Consider the following 17,174-nt stretch of genomic DNA (forward strand, 5'->3'; position numbering starts at 1 on the left):
TTAAGCTTTTTAATATGTGTAATGAGTGATCTAGGAAAAGGAGGGAGAAGGAGTGAGGAGTCTTCATTTTATCGCGACATTGGTGGCGATTAGCTTGGTAGCAGGATTAAACGTGCTCTTTAACTACCAATTAGCAGGAATAACCGATAGTCTAACTAGTGGGGATAAGATTGGTTTTATGGTACAGATTTGGCAGTTGCTTGCGATTTTATGCTTGATGCTGCTAGCAGAGTTTGTTCGTCAAGTCTGTAATCAGCAGTTTTTGAATAGGGTTGGCTACAAGATTCAGGCTACTCTAGTCAATCGTTTTTTGCAGGGGCCCAGCTTGCTCAAGCAATCAGAAGTAGCGGAACGGGTTTCAGCTATTCATAATGATAGCGAGATGGTCAAGGAACTCTACTATGATACCCTGTTTTCCCTCTATCAAGGAGTGGTGTCCTTCTTGTTTGCCTGTCTGGCTCTCTTTGGTTTGGATAGCCAGGTATCCATAGCAATCCTGCTTTTGACCTTGGTACCGATTGGGCTACCCTACCTTTTTCAAAATAGTCGGCAAAGGGTTCAGGAGGCCATCTCGCGGGAGAAGGCTGTCTATCAGATTCTGCTCAATGACCTCCTTTCAGGTCTAGCCATTATCAAAAATGCCAATCGTAGCCAGTATTTTTCTGACAAGACAAATGATCAATACAAACGAATCTATCAACTGGAAGACCGGAGGGCTTTTCTATCAGCCTTGTTGAATGTCCTATCCGGTTTGTTCTTCTATCTATTGACGGTTCTGATTCTCTTTTTGGGAGGTCAAAGGATTTTGGCAGGACAAATGACAGTAGGAGCCTTGGTGGCAATTTATAGTATTTCTTTAGAATTGACCATGCCGATTAGTTTGATTGCATCGTCTATCGCAGATATGGCTTCTGTTCGTGATCTACGTGAGCGGCTCTTAAAACAGGAATCAGCTCCGCATTTTTCCAAAAAAATCAAAGACCCATTCACCTCTCTTCAGGTGCGCAATCTTTCTTTTTCTATAGAGGGAATTCCCCTGTTTTCGGGGTTGAGTCTAAACTTTGAGCCTGGGAAGAAGTATCTGATTCAGGGAGAGAGCGGCGTAGGTAAATCGACCTTAGCTTACCTCCTGATGGGACAAATGGTTCAGGGTGATGAAGGGGTCTATCTGAATGGGCAGCCTTTGAAGGAAGTGGGAGAAGAGGTGGTTCAAGCTAATCTTGCCTTTCTGCCACAAAAAGTGAAACTCTTCCATGCCAGCATCTGGGAGAATATTAGTTTGGGAAGGGATATTGACGAGTTGGAGGTTCTTACTTGGTTGCAGTTGGTAGGCTTGGGACAACGTTTTGCAAGTCGTCAGCAGTTGGAAAGTGAGCTATTTGATGCAGAATCAACTCTTTCAGGTGGGCAACAACAACGCTTGGCCTTGGTGCGGACCCTCTTGCTCCACAAACCAGTCTTGCTCCTAGATGAATCCCTTTCAGGTTTAGATGATCGGACCTTTGCCATGGTGGAACAAGCCCTGCTTGACTTGGAGGGGACAATGGTCATTCATATTAGTCATCGTTCATATCATGAGGCAGACTATGATCAGATAGTGGTGCTGGAGAGAAGAAAGTAATAAATATGAACTTTTTTTTCAAAAAAGTGTTGACAAGGGTATTACCCCGTGATATACTTATCTAGTGTTCAGCGGGGATGGCGGAATTGGCAGACGCGCAGGATTAAGGATCCTGTGACCGCTTTAGGTCGTGAGGGTTCAAGTCCCTCTCTCCGCATAGAACTTTCAGACTGGGTTAACCAGTCTTTTTTTGTGCCTGAAAGTTATGTGAAAATTTTCTCATACGGATACAGTTTCAGCTAGCATTTTTTTGAGAATCGTGTTAAAATAAGAGGGTATGGGGGATGACTCCCAAAAAATATTAGGAGGCTCTTAGAATGCCATTAGTTTCAGCAGAAAAATTTGTCCAAGCAGCGCGTGACAACGGTTATGCAGTTGGTGGATTTAACACAAACAACCTTGAGTGGACTCAAGCTATCTTGCGTGCAGCAGAAGCAAAACAAGCTCCGGTTCTTATCCAAACTTCTATGGGTGCAGCTAAGTACATGGGTGGTTACAAAGTAGCTCGCAACTTGATCGCAAACTTGATCGAGTCAATGAACATCACAGTTCCAGTTGCTATTCACCTTGACCACGGTCACTACGAAGATGCACTTGAGTGTATCGAAGTTGGTTACACTTCTATCATGTTTGACGGTTCACACCTTCCAGTAGAAGAAAACCTTTCAAAAGCAAAAGAAGTTGTAGAATTGGCACACGCTAAAGGTATCTCAGTTGAAGCTGAAGTTGGTACTATCGGTGGTGAAGAAGACGGTATCGTTGGTACTGGTGAATTGGCTCCAATCGAAGATGCAGTAGCAATGGTTGCAACTGGTATTGACTTCTTGGCAGCTGGTATCGGTAACATCCACGGTCCATACCCAGAAAACTGGGAAGGTCTTGACCTTGACCACTTGCGTAAATTGACAGAAGCTGTACCAGGTTTCCCAATCGTATTGCACGGTGGTTCAGGTATTCCAGATGCACAAATCCAAGAAGCAATCAAATTGGGTGTTGCTAAAGTTAACGTTAACACTGAGTGCCAAATCGCATTTGCAAACGCAACTCGTAAGTTTGCAGCAGCTTATGAAGCAAACGAAGCAGAATACGACAAGAAAAAACTCTTTGACCCACGTAAATTCTTGGCTGACGGCGTAAAAGCTATCCAAGCATCTGTTGAAGAGCGTATCGACGTATTCGGTTCAGCGAACAAGGCTTAATAATTCTGCGAAAAATCTCTGATTTTGAGCAAATAAAGTTTAATTGTTCTGCGAAAAAATCTCTGATTTTGAGCAAATAAAGTTTAATTGTTCTGCGAAAAATCTCTGATTTTGAGCAAAGAAAGCGTAACAAAAAAAGGATTTTCGATTGAAAATTCTTTTTTTGTTATTTTGGGAATAGAAACCTAGTAATTTCGAATGAACCAAGGGGGGTTCAATAAATGGCATGTGGACTAGACGAGAAGTAATAATGGTGTACTTTCGATGATTATCAGAGGTTAGGCAAGAAGAGTGAAAAAAGAAAAAATATTCCTTGCCAACTTCATTCTTTTCTGTTAGAATAGTATGGTATGTGGTGCTAGCACATCCGTTATATTTGATCAAATGAGGAGGAAGATACAAATGGCTAAAGTATGTTATTTCACTGGTCGTAAGACTGTATCAGGTAACAACCGTTCACACGCTATGAACCAAACAAAACGCGCAGTTAAACCAAACCTTCAAAAAGTTACTGTTTTGATTGACGGTAAACCTAAAAAAGTTTGGGCTTCAGCTCGTGCTCTTAAATCAGGCAAAGTAGAACGCGTTTAACATAGCATAGAAGGAAATGACTCTCGAGGGTCATTTTTTTCTTGCAGTTTTCCGTTTTCTGGTCTATCTCTTCCGTTGTCACAGGCTTGTTTTTTACAGAAAGCTGAAAATGTGGTAAAATGGAGTGATAAAACTATTTGAGGTAACAAAATATGACGGTTAAGATCAATACCAAAGATGGCCAAATTGAATTGACAGATGAAGTCATTGCAACGGTTGTTGGTGGTGCAGCGACTGAGATTTTCGGTGTCGTTGGCATGGCTAGCAAATCTGCCCTTAAGGATAATTTCCAAGCTCTTCTTAGAAAAGAAAATTATTCCAAAGGTGTTGTCATTAAAACAACAGAAGAAGGACAAATCGTGGTGGACGTTTACACTGTTATGAGCTATGGCGTGAAAATCAGTGAAGTATCCCGCAACATCCAAGAGCGTGTTCAATTTAACCTAGAAAACCAATTGGGCATTGCAGTTGATGCGGTCAACGTTTATATCCAAAATATCAAAGTTGTAGGAGAATAATTGTGTCTAAAATTACTACCAGTTTATTCCAAGAAATGGTGCAGGCAGCATCTACTCGATTGAATAAACAAGCTGAATATGTAAACTCATTAAACGTATTTCCGGTACCAGATGGTGATACTGGAACCAACATGGGCATGACCATTACAAATGGTGCCAAAGAAGTTGCGGATAAGCCAGCAAATACAGTTGGTGAAGTCGCTCAAATCTTATCAAAAGGTTTACTCATGGGTGCTCGCGGAAACTCTGGCGTTATTACGTCACAATTGTTCCGCGGTTTTGGCCAGTCTGTTAAAGGCAAGGTTGAATTAGATGGTAAGGATTTGGCACAGGCCTTCCAACATGGTGTAGAAGTGGCTTATAAGGCCGTTATGAAGCCAGTTGAGGGTACCATTTTGACCGTTTCTCGTGGTGCAGCGACGGCTGCCCTAAAAAAAGCAGAAGAAACAGATGATGCCATTGAAGTCATGCGTGCAACCCTTGAAGGTGCCAACCGTGCCCTCAAGAAAACACCTGATATGCTTCCAGTCTTGAAAGAAGTTGGGGTTGTTGACTCTGGTGGTCAAGGTCTTGTTTATATTTACGAAGGTTTCTTGTCAGCTTTGACTGGTGAATACATTGCTTCTGAGGATTTTGAAGCAACTCCAGCAGTCATGACAGAAATGATTAATGCAGAACACCACAAGTCAGTTGCTGGTCATGTAGCGACTGAGGACATTACTTTTGGTTACTGTACGGAAATCATGGTTGCCCTTCGCCAAGGTCCTACCTATGTGAAAGACTTTGATTATGAAGAATTCCGTAACTACCTCAACGACCTAGGCGATTCACTCCTTGTAGTCAATGATGATGAAATTGTAAAAGTTCACGTCCATACAGAAGATCCAGGCTTGGTTATGCAAGCAGGTCTCCAATATGGTAGCTTAGTCAAGGTAAAAGTAGACAATATGCGTGAACAACATGAAGCGCAAGTTGAAAAAGAAGAAGCTTACCAAAAACCAGCTGAGCAAAAAGAATACGGCATTATCGCTGTTGCAGCTGGAGAAGGATTGACAGAGATCTTCAAATCACAAGGGGTTGACTATGTGATTTCAGGTGGTCAGACCATGAACCCTTCGACAGAAGACTTTGTCAATGCTATTGAATTGGTCAATGCTCGTAACGTCATCTTGCTTCCAAACAACAAAAACATTCTCATGGCAGCCCAATCTGCTGCTGAAGTTGCTGAAGTGGCGGTTAAGGTTGTAGAAACCAAGACTCTACCACAAGGCTTCACTAGCTTGCTTGCCTTTGATCCAAGTCGTGAATTGGAAAGCAACTTTGAAGCCATGACAGCATCGCTTGCAGAAGTGAAAAGTGGTAGCGTGACAACTGCGGTCCGTGATACAACCATCGATGGTCTTGAAATCCATGAGAATGATAACCTTGGTATGGTTGATGGCAAGATTGTAGTGTCCAATCCAGATATGATGGAAACACTTGTTGCTACCTTTGAGAAAATGTTGGATGAAGACAGCGAAATCGTGACGATCTACATTGGTGAAGATGGTGATGAAGAATTGGCTCAAACTCTTGCTGAACAGCTAGAAGAACAATTTGAAGATGTCGAGGTCGAAATCCATGAAGGAAATCAACCAGTCTATCCCTATCTTTTCAGTGTTGAATAAGCAAGTCCCCTCGAGTGAGGGGATTTTTTTCTGTCTTATTTTTCAACTTCCATTTGAGAAAGACTTGCTCTTCTTATCGATATATGTTAATATATTGTTGAAAGTGTAGTTTTCAAAAAGTGATTCAATCATTATCAAAAAGGAGGGTCATATGCCTGAGAATCTCAAAGGGAAAAATGCTTTTCCACGTGTTGCTTTATACTCATCTGTTGTATTGGCAGCTTTTTTAGTTGGTCAACGTGGTGTTCACGCAAATGAAATTGTTGCTGAAACAACAACACCGCGCCTGACAGAAGTCACTCCAACCTCTGAATCAGCTCCTGCTCCAAGTGAGGTAGATGCAGTTTCAGAAACGACTACAGAAGAAGATGCAGAAGCGTCCTTACCTACTTTAGACGTAAATTTGGAAGCGCTTCCTTCGGATGAATCTGCCAATGAGTTTGCTAGCCTTGAAGTGACAAAATTGGAAAATGTTGCACTTAATAGCAGCAACAAGCGTTTGGAGTTGTCTGAAGAGGTGCGTGACTCAGTCAAGGAATCGACAAGCGGTACAATCTATGTAGAGTACAATGCCCAAGCCAACGGCTTCTTTAACTTATTTGCGACCTCCAGTCAGACTCATAAAGACGAATACACCGCTCTCTTTGTCAATAATGGCACAGCAGGTTTAGAAAGTCGTACTGGTAGCGCAGGACAACGCAATGTATTAATTGATTCAGGTACGCAGCGGGCAGGAAATGGTGAGTGGAATGCGATTGCTCTTACCTACCAAAAAAATACTGGAGATAACACCGTAGCTGTTAACATGTATGTTAATGGTCAACTGTCCAAGTCAGCAACGGCTAGAAGTGATCTTTTTGGTTCAGCGACAGCTTTGAGCTATGCTCAGTTGGGTGAAGTCAAACGGGCAAATACCAATGCCTGGGCAGCGACAAAACTAGATATTCGCAATTTTACACTCTACAACCGAGCCTTGACTGCCGAGGAAGTCGCACGTCGTTCCTCTCTCTTTGTTCGTGAAGACAGTCCTTATGTCCTCAACGAAGGTTCTGAGTTGACTGACAAGGTCACTGTGTTCGAAGGGGGGCGTGGTAACCAGAAAAACCCAGAAAACAATGTAGCAAGTTTCCGAATCCCAGCCCTTCTCAAGACAGATAAGGGAACCTTGATTGCAGCGAGCGACCAGCGACATGACCATTCTGGAGACTGGGGCAATATCGCTCAAGTTATCAAACGCAGTACAGATAATGGGAAGCAATGGAGTGATACAATCAAGATTGTCGATTTGAAGGACAATCCAAATGCTCAAAACCGCAATGTTGGTGCACCATTAACCATCGATACAGCCTTGGTGCAAGATCCAACAACCAAGCGTATTTTTGCTATCTACGATATGTTCCCGGAAGGTCAAGCTCTTTTTGGTAACTTAAATGATCGAAAACCAGAACACAGTGTTATTGATGGCAAAACTTACCTCAACCTTTATCGTGGTACGGAGACAGACCCATATACTGTTCGTGAAGATGGTCGCATTTACGATGCCCAAGGTCAAGCGACTGAGTACCGTGTAAATGTCAATGACAATAGTCCAGCCTTTGCAAATCTTGGTGATATTTATCAGGGAGAAGGTACAGAGCCAGTTGGCAATATTTATTTCCAAACGCAAAACAATGGCATGTTCCGTGTTGCCATGGACAACTACATCTGGCTCTCTTACAGTGATGATGACGGTGTGACCTGGTCTCGACCGCGCGATATTACTGCAAGTGTGAAAAAAGAGTACATGAAATTCCTTGGTTTGGGACCTGGTACAGGTATTGTGCTTCATGCGGGGCCTCACAAGGGACGTCTGGTTGTGCCGGCGTATGGTATCAACTATACTGGGAACTTGAATTCTCAATCAGCGATGGTCTTCTACTCAGATGACCATGGTGAGACCTGGTCTGCAGGGGAAACCTTTAACGATAACCGTACACTTGCTGATGGAACAGTTTTACATGCTTCAACCATGAACAATGGTAATGAAATAGGTACTGAAGCAACAATTGTTCAATTGTCTAATGGTCAGTTGAAGATGTTCATGCGTGGCGTGAAGGGCAAGGTACGTGTAGCGACTAGTTTAGATGGCGGTGCGACTTGGCAAAATGACCTAGAAACCTTGACAGATGTCCATGACGCCTATGTACAATTGTCTGCGATTCGAGTGATGCGTGACGGTAAAGAGTACGTTCTTCTTGCTAATGCTAATGGCCCTGGTCGCCAACGGATTGATGGTCATGTCCGTGTCGCAGAAGTAGGAGAAGATGGCAGCCTCAATTGGTTACACCATCAAATTCTGCAACATGGCGAGTTTGCTTACAACTCTATCCAGGAATTGGAAGACGGGACCTTTGGCTTGCTTTACGAGCATAAGTCTGGAGACCAAAATGCTTACAGTCTCTATTATCGTCAATTTAACTGGGAATACTTAACTCAGGAAGACTATGGTTTGCCGACGACAGAAATTACGACTGTTGACCACTATAAGGATGGCTATGTAGCTCTTACTTTTAGTAAGCCAATTTTAGCGGTAAACCAACCTCGACTCTTGTTGACTAATGGTAACCAACTCGAGTTCGTTTCTCAATTGGCAACGGATCGCCTCTTGTTCCGTATCAACCCAGCAGATCGGAAGGAATCGATTGTGGCGGTGGTGTCAGGTGATATTTCCAATATTGCAAAATTGCCACTGTCTATCTTTAAATCGCTGGATGGCTCTTCTGTTCAGAAAATCAAGAAAGTGGACGGCCGTACAGTTCGTGTAACGGGTCAAGCTGTCTTTGAAGATGAACGTGGCTATGGCTTGGCAAACTTGATGGATGGTGACAAGTCTACGGTAACAGAATTGAAGTGGTTGATTGAAGGCCAGCCGTCCTACTCGCTTCCACAAACTATCACTTTAACCTTGCCGACTGAAAAAACCGTTCATTCAATGGTGATTTCAAAACGGACTCCTGGTAATGGTACCATGACTAAGTACCAAGTGAAGGCCTACTTGGGTGACCAGTTGCAGTTTGACTCAGGTGAACGTTCTGTTGATTTTGCAACGGCTGAAGTAGCGGTTGGTTTTGGAAAAGATGTCCGAGCAGATCGTATCGAATTTATTCCACTTGAAGCCCATACCAATGCAACGACAAAAGACAACCGCATGTGGACAGTTCGAGAAGTTCAATTGTTTGAAGTGGTTGACACACCAACTACACCAGCGGAAGTAGAAACAAGCAAGGAATTCCGCGATGAGAGAAGCGGCGTTTTGGTGCAATTGGAAGAAGCCTTGGCGACCAGTCATAGCTTGGCAGTTTCGGTGATTAACAGTGATCATGCAGCAGTGGTAGATACAGACAATACTGTTTTGGATATTCAACTCAAATCTGCTGAGGACCAAACGGTTGCACTTACAGCTCCAGCTATTCTTGTGATTCCGAAAGAGGGGGATAAGGTTCCTGCCAAAGCTCTCCTTCTTTTGGACAATAATGAAGTGGTTGAGTTGGATGTGACAGAATCCCCTGTTGAAATTGATGGTGTCAGCCGTGACAGTATTGTAATCCTAACAGAGCAGCTGGGCAAGATTGCCTTGATTTATCCAGCAGCCGTGACAGAAGTTGAGACTCCTGCTCCTGTTGAGGGTGGAGGAGAACAACCTACGACACCTGTTGAAACAGAAGAATTGGTGACAGCTAAGGGTGAAGCGACCTATTTCGAACTACCTGCCTTTGACGGAGGCTTGGTTCTGAATGAAAACTTGACACACTTCCGACCAAGTTTGGATCCAAAACTTTTGTTTGCGGATAAGGAAGTGGCATCAGAAGTTGTAGTCAGTCTCCCAGCTACAAGTAAGGTAGAGAAGAAGACGGATGGTAAGACCTTGCCAAACACAGGAACGCAAGAAGCACTTTTGATGAGTTTGACAGGTCTTGGTCTATTAGCTGGCTTGGCGAACCGCCGGAAACGAACTCGCTAATCTGACTTTCTAAAAGAAATGAAAACTTACCTAGTTTCATCTAGGTAAGTTTTTTTGAATAAGAAGATGGATGTAGTATTTCTTGACCTCGATGATGCTATATGTTAATATACTATTGATAAAATGGTCATTTTCTATATATAAAAACACGATAAAAGGAGGTTTCTATGCCTGAAAAACAACGGAGAACTGGACGGTTTTCCCAACTTGCTCTCTATTCGTCCGTGGTCTTGGTGGCATTTTTGGTGGGTCAACAGACTATCCATGCCAATGAAGTAGCACCTGAAACGGAAGAGGCTCAGCCGACAGCCAATCTTGCTGCAGAAGAGGTCGGTCAGCCAGTTACAAGTCCTACAGAGCCAGCTCTTGCTCCTACTGAACTGAGTGAGGAGGCTTCTAAAACAAATCAACTCCCTTCGCTGGATGTAAATTTGGAGGCGATCTCTTCTGATGAGTCGGCTAGTGAATTTGAAGATGCCGAGGTTCATAAACTTGAAAATACCAGTTTAAATGCTTCGAATAAGCGGCTGGAGTTGGCTCCTGAAGTCCGAGATAGGATCAAGGAGTCAGAGAGTGGAACCATCTACTTGGAGTACAAGGCACAAGCAAATGGCTTTTTCAACCTGTTTGCGACCTCTAGTCAAACCCATGCCAATGAATATACAGCTCTCTTTGTTAATAATGGTGTGGTCGGATTGGAAAGTCGGATTGGATCAAATGGACAGAACTCGATTAATATTAATACGGGAAGCCAACGTGCTCTAAATGGTGAATGGAATGCCGTAGCCTTGACCTATCAAAAGAAGGCGGATAGTGATGCCGTGGATGTGAAAATCTATGTCAACGGTAAGGTGTCGCAAACTGGCGTAACTACGCATGCCCTTTTCCGTGCGGCTAGTCAGTTGAATATGGCCCAGCTGGGTGAAGTCAAGCGTGCCAATCGATCTGTATGGGCAGCGACTAGTCTAGATATCCGTAATTTTACGCACTACGACCGAGCTTTCACGGAAGAAGAGATTCAGCGACGCTCTGCCTTGTTTTTCCGTCGAGAACATCCGTATGTTCTTAATGAAGAATCACGTGTGTCTGAGAAGATTACAGTTTTTGAAGGTGGGCGAAACAATCAGAAAAACCCTGCCAATGGTGTGGCGAGTTTCCGGATACCAGCCTTGCTGAAGACAGATAAGGGAACCTTGATTGCAGCAACTGACCAGCGCCATGACCACCATTTGGACTATGGAAATATTGCCCAAGTGGTGAAGCGCAGTCAAGATAATGGTCAAACCTGGAGTGAAACCATAACTATTGTTGACCTAAAGGACAATCCCCAGGCTCGAGATCGAAATTTCGGTGCTCCGATGACCATTGATACGGCCTTGATTCAGGACCCAACAACCAAGCGCATCTTTGCCTTGTATGATATGTTTCCAGAAGGCAAGGCGGTCATGGATCGATCTAAGCTCACTGGTAGAAAAGCAGAGCATAGCTTGATTGATGGCAAATACTATCTCAATCTGTATAGTGCCACAGAGACGGCTCCTTATACTGTCCGAGAAAATGGTGTTGTTTACTCGCCAGAAGGCCAAGCAACCAATTATCGTGTCAATGTCAATGACAAGAGTCCGGGCTATGCCAATCTTGGTGACTTATACGAAGGAGATAATCCGACACCGATTGGGAATATTTATTATCAAACGGAAACCAATATTCCATTCAAGGGGACTATGGACAACTATATCTGGATGTCTTATAGTGACGATGATGGTGTTACTTGGTCGAGTCCCGTAGACCTAACAGCAACGGTGAAGAAGGAATACATGATGTTCCTAGGAATTGGACCTGGTACAGGCATTGTACTGCATACTGGTCCGCACAAGGGTCGCTTGATCATACCCGCCTATGGCATCAACTACACAGCGGCTCTTAATTCACAATCAGCCCTGGTCTTGTATTCGGATGACAATGGAGCAACATGGTCATCTGGTCAAACCTTTAATGATAACCGAACCTTAGCGAATGGAACTGTTATCCATTCGGAAACCATGAACAACTGGGGAGAGATTGGAACAGAAGCCACCGTCGTTCAATTGTCAAATGGAGACATCAAGATGTTCATGCGTGGACAGGCGAAAAAGATTCGTGTGGCAACCAGTAAAGATGGCGGGTTGACCTGGCAGAGCGATTTAGAGATCTTGGATGAAGTACCGGATCCCTATGTTCAACTTTCTGCCATTCGAATTGTGCGTGATGGAAAAGAATATGTCTTGTTGTCCAATGCAAATGGTCCTGGGACACAGCGGATGGATGGTCATATCCGTGTGGCAGAGGTCGGTGCGGACGGCAGTTTGACCTGGCTCAAACATCAAATTATCCAAGACGGAGAATTTGCCTACAACTCAATCCAAGGCTTGGGCAACGATGAGTTTGGTCTCTTGTACGAGCACAAAACGGGTGATCAAAACTGGTATAGTCTCTATTATAAAACCTTTAACTGGAACTACTTGATGCAGAAAGATTACGGCTTGCCAGAAAGTCGTGTGACAGCTGTTGAACACTATCAGGATGGCTATGTCACTCTAACATTTAACAATACGGTCTTAGCGGCCAATCGTCCAAATCTCCTGCTTTCAAATGGCCACCAGCTGGAATTTGTGTCACAGTTGGAAGCCAACAAGCTCCTCTATCGTTTGGATCCAGCGGATAAGTCGGAAGTGATTGTCGGACTGTCTAGTGGTGAACTGGTCAATGTATCCAAACTCCCTGTCAATGTTCTTGCCTTTCTAGAAGCCCATCCGACCAAGTTAATCCAAAAAGTGAACGGTAAAAAGGTCCGCATCACGGGCGAGGATGTCTTTGAGGAGGCACGAGGCAATGGTTTGGCCAATCTGATGGACGGAAACAAGGGAAGCTTGACCGAATTGAAATGGCTGGTGACAGGCCAACCATCTGTTAGTCTGCCGCAGACCATAAACCTAACCCTACCGGAAGAAAAGCTTTTGCATTCGATGGTGATTACTAAGCGAACCCCAGGCAATGGTACCATGACCAAATATCGGGTTAAAGCCTTCTTGGGAGAGCAGATGCAGTTTGATAGTGGAGAACAGTCGGTTGAATTTGAGACTGCTGAAATTGCCTTCCGCTTTAACCAGGGTGTTCAGGCTGACCGTGTAGAATTTATTCCCCTCGAAGCCCATACCAATGCGACTACTAAGGACAATCGGATGTGGACAGTGAGAGAGGTCCAGTTGTTTGAAATGGTGGATATTCCTGAAGAAAAACCGCAGGTAGAAATGCGAAGGGAGTTCCACGATACGACAACTGGCGTATTGTTGCAGCTAGAAGAGGAAGTGCCTGCTGACTACCGTTTAACAGTGCAAGAAATCAGCAGTAGCCATTCGAGCCTAACAGGCAAGGAGCACAAGGTGTATTCTATCCAGCTTCTGTCTGCTTCCAATGAAGCCGTCACTCTGACTGCGCCAGCCTTGTTGTTGTTGCCGAAAGCAGGAGACAAGCTACCATTGCAAGCCCTGTTTTTACGAGAAAATAATGAAGTAACCGAACTCGACTTGACAGAATCACCAGTTACGATTGCTGGTCAGCAAACGGAGAGAATTTTAGTGTTGACTGAGCAATTGGGTCAGGTGGCACTAGTCTACCCTCTTTCAAGACCAGAATCACGTCCTGAAGTAATCGGTGAAGCGGATCCGATAAACTCTTCAGAGGTTTCTGAAGAAATCGTGACTGCTAAAGGAGCATCTGTGACCCATGAACTACCAGTGTTTGATGGTGGCATGAGCCTCAATGAGAATCTACTACATGAGTTACCGGCCTTTGATGGCGGCATTAGCCTTAATGAAAATCTGACTCATGCCTTGCCAGCATTTGATGGTGGTTTGGTGCCAGCAGATTCTGTCAGCCATCACTTACCAATCCTTGATCCGTCCCTACTGCAAGTAGTAGAGGAAAAACAGGTTTCTCAACTAGCAGCAAGTAAACCAGTAGTTCGAGAAAAAGCCAAGACACTTCCAAATACGGGTGCGGATTTAGGCTTAGTATGGACGCTAGCAGGAATTGGTGTTTTGGGAAGCCTCGTAGAGTGCCGTAAACGATTGGGATAAAAAGAGAGAAATCTCTTGCAAAAAATCAAGAATGTGCTATAATAGTATCTTGTGAGAAACCCTCACTTACTCGTGGCTAGACCATGAGTCATTAGACCAAAAGGAGGAACATATCAATGGCTAAATACGAAATTCTTTACATTATTCGTCCAAACATTGAAGAAGAAGCTAAAAACGCTTTGGTAGCACGCTTTGACTCTATCTTGACAGACAACGGTGCAACAATCGTTGAATCAAAAGCATGGGAAAAACGTCGCCTTGCGTACGAAATCAAAGATTTCCGCGAAGGTTTGTACCACATCGTTAACGTTGAAGCAAGCAACGACGAAGCTCTTAAAGAGTTTGACCGTTTGTCAAAAATCAACGGCGACATTCTTCGTCACATGATTGTCAAACTTGACGCGTAAGAAGGTACCTTATGATAAATAATGTAGTATTGGTCGGTCGCATGACCCGTGATGCAGAACTTCGTTACACTCCGTCAAACCAGGCTGTTGCGACTTTTACACTTGCGGTTAACCGTAATTTTAAAAATCAAAGCGGTGAGCGTGAAGCGGATTTTATCAACGTAGTCATTTGGCGCCAACAAGCTGAAAACTTAGCAAATTGGGCTAAAAAAGGTGCTCTGATTGGGGTTACAGGTCGAATTCAGACCCGTAGCTATGATAACCAACAAGGGCAACGTGTCTATGTGACTGAGGTGGTTGCAGAAAGTTTCCAACTCTTGGAAAGCCGTACTGCCCGTGAAGGACAAGGTGGAGCTTATCAATCAAACCCAGGCAACTCGTTTGCTGGTGGAAATGATTTTGGTTCATCCTACCAAGCGCCTGCACAATCGACGCCGAACTTTGCGCGTGAAGAAAGTCCATTTGGTTCAAGCAGTCCAATGGATATTTCAGATGATGACCTACCATTTTAGGTCGACGAATAAACTATAAAGGAGAATTAACACATGGCTCAACAACGTCGTGGCGGTTTCAAACGCCGTAAAAAAGTTGACTATATCGCAGCTAACAAAATTGAATATGTTGATTACAAAGATACTGAGCTTCTTAGCCGTTTCATCTCAGAACGTGGAAAAATCCTTCCACGCCGTGTAACAGGAACTTCAGCTAAAAACCAACGTAAAGTAACAACAGCTATCAAACGTGCTCGCGTTATGGCACTTCTACCATTCGTAAACGAAGATTAAAAAAACAGTCCTTGAATGGACTGTTTTTTCACGAGTATGAAAATATGAAAGCGAGTAATGACCCCAACGGGTCATTTTTTCATGAGCATGAAAATACGAAAGCGAATTAAGGTCCTTGAATGGACTGTTTTTTCATGAGCTCGGAATTTAGAAGGCGAATTGAGACTCTAACGGGTCTTTTTAGCTTGCGCCCTAGAAACTGGACATGCGCAATCGCCCTGTGTGGCGATTTTTTCTTGCACTCTAGAAATATGAAAAGTGCAATGGTCCAGTGGAGCAATTTTCTGTGTTCATGAATTGAGCTGAAGACGATTTCCTACAGTGACTATAATCTAGAAAAAGAAAAAGGGACTGTATGAACCAGTCCTTTTTGAATGTTTTGGATTATTGCACTTGCACAGGCTGCATGGCATTGCGGATATTGTATTTTCGCTTGAGCCAGTATCGGAGACCGAAAGCAGCAGCAGCAAGAAGCAAGGTTGCAAGTGGTGGTAGAGCGGGATTGATACTGCTTGGGATGAGTGAAGCCAAGATGAAGACAACCGACCAGGCAAGAGTAGCCAAACCTAGATACAAGATAGCTTTGAGAAGTTTTGGTCGTTGTCCAGTTTTGATTTGTTCACGATAGACAAAATGGTACATCATGTACATTCCTGCACCGATACCAAAACCGATAACCAAGAGAGTGATGAGGCCGTATTGGCTTCCTTGGCCCAATAGGTTCATGATGCCGTTGATTGCACCAATCAATGCCAGCATCAAAAGGCTAGAATCTAACCACATTAACCAAGGGTTTTCGTTATAGACTACTGTTTCAGCTTCTTCTTGAGCTTGTTTGGTTTTGCTGGCAGCCCATTCACTTGGGGGGCCAAATAAGTTGCGGGCAGTAGTGCCAGATTTTTGATGTTCGATAATTGTTGGTAAAATTTCTTCCAAGAGTGCCTTAATTTCTTGGTCGGATTTTCCATCCTTGATCAATTGATTGGTGGCAATATGGATGAACTCTTGGTTTTTCTTCGTTAGTGAAGGTAGGTTTGAAAGTGTCATAATAATCTCCTAATTAGAACCATCTCTTGCGAATGAAGTAGAAGGTAAGTGATAAGCTGATAGCAAAGGCAAATAAGATTATCCACCAGAAGGCATATGGAATGTCATTGAAAGGAATGACATTGTCCTTGAAGTTCATACCATAGGCGGAGAAGACCATGGTTGGGATTGATAGGACAATGGTTACCAAGGCCAGGGTTTTCATGATAGTATTCTGGTTGTTGGAAATGATGGATGCAAATGCATGGGTCATGGAATTCAGGATGGAACCATAGATGTCTGCCATCTCGATTGCCTGTTGTGTTTCGACCAAGGTGTCTTCCAGCAAATCTTCGTCCTCTTCGTATTTACGAAGGAGACGAGAAGAAGATGCCAGTTTCTTGACTAATCGTTCGTTGGTTTTGAGGGAAGCCTTGAAGTAGACGATGGTTTTTTCTAATTCCATGAGGACGATTAGTTCTTCGTTTCGAGTGGCTTCGTGAAGCTGTTTCTCAATTTCTTCACTTTTTCTGTCAATGGTCCTTAGGGCAGACAGATAGAGTTGGGCGTTGCGATACAAAATTTGGAAAACAAATCGAGACCGCATAAAGGTATAGAAATTGCGCAATCTCCGATGGATAAATTGATCAAAGAGAGGCAGCGGTTCCAAGCAAGTGGTGATGATGGCATCTGCGGTCAAGATGATTCCCAAAGGAATTGTAATGTAATAAGTTTTGTTGTTTCGCTCTTCAAGAATAGGGACGTCGACCAGTATCAGTGTGTAATCATCTTCGACGGTGATACGAGATGACTCTTCCGCATCGAGCGGTGCACGTAGGTCAGCGATGTCAATCTTATAATGCTCAGCCACTTCCATAGACTCGCTCTGGGAGGGGTTAACCAAATTAATCCAAGCCCCAGGTTCAAAGGTTTGGATTTCTTCTAAATCAGTCATGGTTGATAGAAAAATCTGTTTCATATGACGCCCTCCTTTTGCAATTGTTTCGTTAACGCAACCTCTATTATACCAAAAAATATGCCGTTGCGGAAAGGTTTTCTGCAAATTTGTGTTATAATATGGAGTATTTGAGGGAGGGGGAGATGCCCCATAACCTTCGTATTGAAAGGATTTGAATGCGTGCTAAAAGCGTCGAGTTTTATACGGTTTCTTGACGTGAGATTTTCAAAACGATATTTTTTGAAAATCGAGCTAATATAAGATATAGAAATTGCCCATAGGCA

The 17,174-nt window shown here is 43.6% G+C and carries 12 protein-coding genes and 1 tRNA gene; 11 read left to right on the forward strand and 2 right to left on the reverse strand.

The annotated features are described in order from the left end of the window. The first annotated feature begins 52 nt into the window (after positions 1-52). The 11 genes from J5566_RS08585 (at position 53) to rpsR (ending at position 14,906) form a co-directional block, all read left to right on the forward strand. On the forward strand, positions 53-1,621 hold the full coding sequence (locus J5566_RS08585; RefSeq protein ID WP_208562946.1) for an ATP-binding cassette domain-containing protein: 1,569 nt from the start codon (positions 53-55) through the stop codon (positions 1,619-1,621). Positions 1,622-1,692: 71 nt separating this feature from the next. Next, positions 1,693-1,778, forward strand: a tRNA-Leu gene (locus J5566_RS08590). Between the two features lie 160 nt (positions 1,779-1,938). Then, entirely contained in the window at positions 1,939-2,820 is an 882-nt protein-coding gene (locus tag J5566_RS08595; protein WP_208562947.1) for a class II fructose-bisphosphate aldolase, read from the forward strand. 402 nt (positions 2,821-3,222) lie between these two features. Beyond that, on the forward strand, positions 3,223-3,411 hold the full coding sequence (rpmB, locus tag J5566_RS08600; RefSeq protein ID WP_001140948.1) for a 50S ribosomal protein L28: 189 nt from the start codon (positions 3,223-3,225) through the stop codon (positions 3,409-3,411). 152 nt (positions 3,412-3,563) lie between these two features. After that, on the forward strand, positions 3,564-3,929 hold the full coding sequence (locus tag J5566_RS08605; RefSeq protein WP_172044990.1) for an Asp23/Gls24 family envelope stress response protein: 366 nt from the start codon (positions 3,564-3,566) through the stop codon (positions 3,927-3,929). Between the two features lie 2 nt (positions 3,930-3,931). After that, on the forward strand, positions 3,932-5,596 hold the full coding sequence (locus J5566_RS08610; protein WP_208562948.1) for a DAK2 domain-containing protein: 1,665 nt from the start codon (positions 3,932-3,934) through the stop codon (positions 5,594-5,596). 151 nt (positions 5,597-5,747) lie between these two features. After that, entirely contained in the window at positions 5,748-9,596 is a 3,849-nt protein-coding gene (locus tag J5566_RS08615; RefSeq protein ID WP_208562949.1) for a sialidase domain-containing protein, read from the forward strand. Between the two features lie 167 nt (positions 9,597-9,763). After that, a complete protein-coding gene (locus J5566_RS08620; RefSeq protein ID WP_208562950.1) occupies positions 9,764-13,714 on the forward strand; it encodes a sialidase domain-containing protein in 3,951 nt (1,316 codons plus the stop codon). 116 nt (positions 13,715-13,830) lie between these two features. Then, positions 13,831-14,121: a 30S ribosomal protein S6 gene (rpsF, locus tag J5566_RS08625; protein WP_024418487.1), complete on the forward strand. Its 291-nt coding sequence runs from the start codon at positions 13,831-13,833 to the stop codon at positions 14,119-14,121. An 11-nt stretch (positions 14,122-14,132) separates the two neighbouring features. Continuing rightward, positions 14,133-14,633 carry a single-stranded DNA-binding protein gene (locus J5566_RS08630; RefSeq protein WP_208562951.1) on the forward strand — a complete coding sequence of 167 codons (501 nt, stop codon included), beginning with the start codon at positions 14,133-14,135 and terminating at the stop codon, positions 14,631-14,633. 33 nt (positions 14,634-14,666) lie between these two features. After that, positions 14,667-14,906: a 30S ribosomal protein S18 gene (rpsR, locus tag J5566_RS08635; protein WP_002939250.1), complete on the forward strand. Its 240-nt coding sequence runs from the start codon at positions 14,667-14,669 to the stop codon at positions 14,904-14,906. A 384-nt stretch (positions 14,907-15,290) separates the two neighbouring features. On the opposite strand, the gene J5566_RS08640 is transcribed toward rpsR, so the two are convergent. Both J5566_RS08640 and J5566_RS08645 read right to left on the reverse strand, forming a co-directional pair. Next, entirely contained in the window at positions 15,291-15,953 is a 663-nt protein-coding gene (locus J5566_RS08640) for a DUF1129 domain-containing protein (RefSeq protein ID WP_208562952.1), read from the reverse strand. A gap of 13 nt (positions 15,954-15,966) precedes the next feature. Beyond that, a complete protein-coding gene (locus J5566_RS08645; RefSeq protein ID WP_172085035.1) occupies positions 15,967-16,911 on the reverse strand; it encodes a CorA family divalent cation transporter in 945 nt (314 codons plus the stop codon). Positions 16,912-17,174 lie beyond the last annotated feature (263 nt).

The organism is Streptococcus suis, assembly GCF_017601095.1.
GTDB classification, from domain to species: domain Bacteria; phylum Bacillota; class Bacilli; order Lactobacillales; family Streptococcaceae; genus Streptococcus; species Streptococcus suis_Z.

What these genes read in the sequence shown, in the direction of transcription:
- J5566_RS08595 (WP_208562947.1), top strand. Translation starts at nt 1,939, where the DNA reads ATGCCATTAGTTTCAGCAGAAAAATTTGTCCAAGCAGCGCGTGACAAC.
- rpmB (WP_001140948.1), top strand. Translation starts at nt 3,223, where the DNA reads ATGGCTAAAGTATGTTATTTCACTGGTCGTAAGACTGTATCAGGTAAC.
- J5566_RS08605 (WP_172044990.1), top strand. Translation starts at nt 3,564, where the DNA reads ATGACGGTTAAGATCAATACCAAAGATGGCCAAATTGAATTGACAGAT.
- J5566_RS08615 (WP_208562949.1), top strand. Translation starts at nt 5,748, where the DNA reads ATGCCTGAGAATCTCAAAGGGAAAAATGCTTTTCCACGTGTTGCTTTA.
- J5566_RS08620 (WP_208562950.1), top strand. Translation starts at nt 9,764, where the DNA reads ATGCCTGAAAAACAACGGAGAACTGGACGGTTTTCCCAACTTGCTCTC.
- rpsF (WP_024418487.1), top strand. Translation starts at nt 13,831, where the DNA reads ATGGCTAAATACGAAATTCTTTACATTATTCGTCCAAACATTGAAGAA.
- J5566_RS08630 (WP_208562951.1), top strand. Translation starts at nt 14,133, where the DNA reads ATGATAAATAATGTAGTATTGGTCGGTCGCATGACCCGTGATGCAGAA.
- rpsR (WP_002939250.1), top strand. Translation starts at nt 14,667, where the DNA reads ATGGCTCAACAACGTCGTGGCGGTTTCAAACGCCGTAAAAAAGTTGAC.
- J5566_RS08640 (WP_208562952.1), bottom strand. Translation starts at nt 15,953, where the DNA reads ATGACACTTTCAAACCTACCTTCACTAACGAAGAAAAACCAAGAGTTC.
- J5566_RS08645 (WP_172085035.1), bottom strand. Translation starts at nt 16,911, where the DNA reads ATGAAACAGATTTTTCTATCAACCATGACTGATTTAGAAGAAATCCAA.